This window comes from Vibrio sp. 10N.286.51.E5 (genome assembly GCF_041469125.1).
GTDB lineage: Bacteria > Pseudomonadota > Gammaproteobacteria > Enterobacterales > Vibrionaceae > Vibrio > Vibrio crassostreae_C.
Genome location: NZ_JBFRJZ010000148.1, coordinates 1 through 261 on the forward strand (window position 1 = coordinate 1; position 261 = coordinate 261).

General features: G+C 45.6%; 1 protein-coding gene. It reads left to right on the forward strand.

The features are described 5' to 3' along the window. The coding region (locus AB4161_RS23160; RefSeq protein WP_372084487.1) for a transposase at positions 1-261 on the forward strand (261 nt) is incomplete at both ends.

Below are 261 nucleotides of genomic sequence, written 5' to 3' on the forward strand. Positions count from 1 at the left end.
AACGTGGTTCGGTTACATTCGGGATAGATGATTCAGCCGTAGATGCATGGCGATGCAAAACTCATCATGGTAAGCGTGGGAGAGGCTTTCAGTACTCTGATACAGCGATTGAAACCGCCTTAATGATTAAGGGCATCTTCTCTCTTCCTTTACGTGCTCTTCAAGGCTTTATCGACTCTATCTTTGAGCTATTAGATGTTCCACTAACGTCCCCTGACTACACCTGTATCAGTAAACGCTCGAAGACGGTCATCCCAGAAA